The sequence below is a fragment of the Streptomyces sp. NPDC048473 genome, from assembly GCF_043200155.1.
GTDB lineage: Bacteria > Actinomycetota > Actinomycetes > Streptomycetales > Streptomycetaceae > Streptomyces.
In genome coordinates, this window is sequence record NZ_JBICXE010000077.1 from 14,985 (window position 1) to 18,694 (window position 3,710).

Annotated in this window: 3 protein-coding genes; 1 reads left to right on the plus strand and 2 read right to left on the minus strand. The window is 66.7% G+C overall.

The genetic code is table 11. The features are described from left to right. Both ACGFU7_RS44615 and ACGFU7_RS44620 read right to left on the minus strand, forming a co-directional pair. On the minus strand, nt 1-1,643 hold a 1,643-nt coding region (locus ACGFU7_RS44615), incomplete at its 3' end, for an NB-ARC domain-containing protein (RefSeq protein ID WP_393704209.1). Between the two features lie 454 nt (nt 1,644-2,097). Continuing rightward, the gene (locus ACGFU7_RS44620) at nt 2,098-2,490 is read right to left on the minus strand and encodes a hypothetical protein (protein ID WP_393704210.1); all 393 of its coding nucleotides are present in this window, start codon (nt 2,488-2,490) and stop codon (nt 2,098-2,100) included. A 173-nt stretch (nt 2,491-2,663) separates the two neighbouring features. On the opposite strand from ACGFU7_RS44620, the gene ACGFU7_RS44625 reads away from it, so the two are divergent. Then, on the plus strand, nt 2,664-3,401 hold the full coding sequence (locus tag ACGFU7_RS44625) for a dienelactone hydrolase family protein (protein WP_393704212.1): 738 nt from the start codon (nt 2,664-2,666) through the stop codon (nt 3,399-3,401). The last annotated feature ends 309 nt before the right edge of the window (nt 3,402-3,710 follow it).

Sequence of the window (3,710 nt, forward strand, 5' to 3'; positions counted from 1 at the left end):
CCGGTCGTCACGTCCCACAGGCGGGCTGTCAGGTCATGCCCCGCGGTTGCTATGAGGGCGCCGTCCGGCGAGAAGACGCACGTCGAAACGGCGCCTGCGTGGCCGGTGAGGATCTGGACCTGTTCACCTGTCAGCACATTCCAAACGCGAATCGTCTCGTCGTGGCCGGCGGTGGCGACGAGTGCGCCGTCCGGTGAGAAGGAGCAATGGCTCACTCCGCTGGCGTGACCGGTCAGGACTCGAAGGATGCTCGGACTCGGCTGATCCGGGAGCGGCCAGGACGGGACGAGTTGGGGCAGGGGCAGATGGGAACGGTAGGAGGCCGCGAGTGTTTTCAGTTCCGGAACGCCCGCGAGATAGCCGTACAGCGTGCCATCCAGAGTCGTCGGCGGGTCGCCCGGGGTCAAGAGATGGGTGATGGTCCCGAGTGAACGCCGCAGGGACTCTGCGACCGCTGTGGGTACTTCGGCGAGATCGACTTCAACGGGCACCGATGAGCCGAGGTTCGTGGCCTTCGCTGCCACCCATCGGAGATCGCACACCAGGGCGTCGCGTTCCGTGCCCCGGCCGGAGTACGTCAAATGGCGCGGCAGATGGCGCCACAGGTACTCGGCGTTCGCGGGAATGGTCCACCACGGTGTTTCCGTTTCCGAGGAGGCCGCAAGCAGCGTCGCCGCTGTCCTGACCATCGCCTCATGGCGGATCGAGAGCTGTTCGTCTCCTAGCCGGTGCCGCAGAAAAGAGCCCAGGATGTCGTGCAGCCCTACTGCTGGGGCGCCGACCTGCCAGCTCGGCAGGACGAGCCTCAGACGTACGAGCCGGGCGCGGAGTCTCTCGGCCTCGGATAAGGACATACCCCCAGTGGTGTCCCAGAGGCGGGACAGCAGCTCGGCGGGAAGTTGGGTGTCCTCGGGAAGAACCGCCAGATCGAGGTAGCGTTCCCGTTCACCTGGCGAGAGCAGCGCCAAGCTGGCCTCCACCGTGGCTTCGACAGCGTGGCTTCGGCCGTCCTGGTCGTACAGATCCACGTCAAACACCGCAGGACCGTCGGTCTCCAAGCGCCTGAGTACCCACTCCACCGCCTGTCGCACATCCGCGCCCGCGGCGAGCTGATCGGTGAGCGTGGCGTTCACAAGGCTCAGCAGCAGTGGCCAGTGACCGGTGACCGCAATGAGACGAGCCAGTAGGTCACGGGGCACGTCGGCCACACCGTCGGTGAGTGTGGCGATCGCTTGTCCGGTCGTCATCGCATCCACGAGGATCGCGACCCCCTGCCGAGGGGCGATGCCTGCATTGCGCGTGGTGATCAGCCGACGGCAGGACCGGCCGCCGATCATGAACGGTGCCAGCTGCTCGGGGCGCCAGATGTCATCGATCACCAGGAGGACCGGGTCCCGGGCGTCCAGGAGTTCCCCGAGCCGCCCTCCCGCAGCCCGAGGGTCGACGGTCTTGACTCCATCCCCGGACAGCACCTCGCAGAGCCCACCGATCATTTCGGCCAGTTGCGGGCCCTGACTGCGCTCGCCGACGGTGACCCACAGCAGCCCCCCGGCGAAGCAGCTGGCCACTTCGGGGGCGTGGCACACCAGCGCTGCCAGCGTGGTCTTGCCGAAGCCGCCGGCACCTTCGATCGCAGTGGTCAACGTTGTCGGCCCGCTACCGTCCCGCGTAACGCTGTCCAGCAACGCACCATAGAGATCCGGCCGCTCGGTGACGGGGCCGGTCAGTGCAGGTGCCATCCACGGCCGGAGGATCTCAGGGCGCGGGGCGAAGTAGTTGACCTGAACGCCGCCGTCGCCTACCTGTACGCCTTGTGCTGCCCGCGCGTCAACGGAAGAAGAGGAAGGTGTCGACTTGTCAACGGACATAGCCTGCCTGCCTGTCTGGATGCCACGACTGCATGGACTGACTGGTACGGGTGTCCGGTGCGAAGCGGGGTGCCGGGGGCTTTCCCTGAACCGAGGACACCATTTCTGCTATGCGGCAACGATAAGCGCAACCGATCGTCATGCGAAGGTGACCGAGCTGATCTGCCCGGCGGTTGGTCAAATGGCCGCTGAGTTCCACGGACCGCACCGCCTCCTGGGGTTTCGCGCATCACGTCGCTGATCCCGGGGCGCCAATGCGGGCCTCGAGGTCGGCGACGCGCCGGTCCTGGAAGCGGAGGTTGGAGCGGGCGGCCTTGAGTCGCTCGTCGAGGGTGCGGTTGTCGGCCGTCAGTTGGCGGACCCGTTGCTTGAGCGTGGTGTTCCCGGTGGGGATCCACTGGATGGCTTCCTCGGTCCACTCGGCTTCCAAGTCGCTCATCTGGCCGAGGAGTTCGCCGATGCGGGTGCGCTGGGCGAGGATCTCGGCCTGGGCCGTCTTGAGGGCGTCCTCGGCGGTGGCGTCGTCGGGGGCGCGCTCGGCCAGGAGCCGCCATTCTCCGAACCAGGGAGTGTTTCGAAGTACCGTCGGCTTTTTGGCCGGTGGGCTATTCTGTGCGGCCATGACTACCGGGACGGCGTTGCGCCACACACGGATTGGTGACCCGGTGCTCTTCTGAGCGCTGTACGGGCCGGTGCGGGCCCGCTGTTCGATCGAGGATCTTGCGCTGCTGCGCGGGCTCCACCTCCTGTCGTGTTGATCACAGGCTCGACACATCGACCACGACAGGAAAATTCATGACCACCAAGACGTTGCAGATACCCACCGCGGACGGCCAGGCCGACGCTTTCGCCGCCTTCCCCGACCGTGGCGAGCACCCAGGGGTGCTGATGTACGCGGACGGCTTCGGCATCCGGCCCGTGCTGCGGGAGATGGCCTGCGAACTGGCCGGGCACGGGTACTACGTGCTCGTCCCCAACCTCTTCTACCGGCACGGCCCGGCACCGGTGATCGAACTTCCCGAGCACATCGGAGAAGAGGTCCGGCCCGCGCTCTTCGCGCAGCTGATGCCCTTGATCGAGGCGCACACCGCCGAACGTGTCCTGAGCGACGCCGACGCCTACCTCAGGTTCCTCACCACCCAGCCCGAGGTCGGCGCCGGACCGGTCGCGGTGACCGGCTACTGCATAGGCGGCCTCCTGGCGATGCGCACCGCCGCGGCCCACCCCGGCCAGGTGGCCGCCGTTGCCGGATTCCACGGCCCCGTGGGCGCCGACGGGCCCGACAGCCTGCACCGCCTCACCGCCGAGGTCCACCTCGGCCACGCCGAAACCGACATGACGCCCGAGGCTCTCGGCGAGCTCAACCAGGTCCTGGATGCCGCGGGTGTCGGCTACACCTCCGAGATCTACCCCGGCACCATCCACGGCTTCACCATGTCCGACACCGATGCCTTCAACCCCGCCGCACTACAGCGCCATTGGGACCGCCTGCTCCCCCTCCTCGGCCGCACCCTGAAACAGACGGCTCTGTAAGACGCAACCTGCTGTTCGTCCCCCTCGTGGGAGTGGCCGATGCCGCAGAATGGCTAACAGGACGTCTGCGGGAGCCACGCCATGGGATTAGCCCGGCTGGCGGATACTGTCCGCCAGCCGGGCTTTTGGCCGTTCGTAGTTGCAGCATTCTCCGAACTAACTTGATCTTTAACCTCGGAGGTCGAACGACTCGTCGTACTTGATCACTCGGACCGGTAACTGCCGTACGTGCAGGCGGCCTTCGGCTGAGCATGTGCTCCGACCAAGGAACACACATACCCAGCACGAAGGCCGTGGGAATGAGTCTGT

What these genes read in the sequence shown, in the direction of transcription:
- ACGFU7_RS44620 (WP_393704210.1), bottom strand. Translation starts at nt 2,490, where the DNA reads ATGGCCGCACAGAATAGCCCACCGGCCAAAAAGCCGACGGTACTTCGA.
- ACGFU7_RS44625 (WP_393704212.1), top strand. Translation starts at nt 2,664, where the DNA reads ATGACCACCAAGACGTTGCAGATACCCACCGCGGACGGCCAGGCCGAC.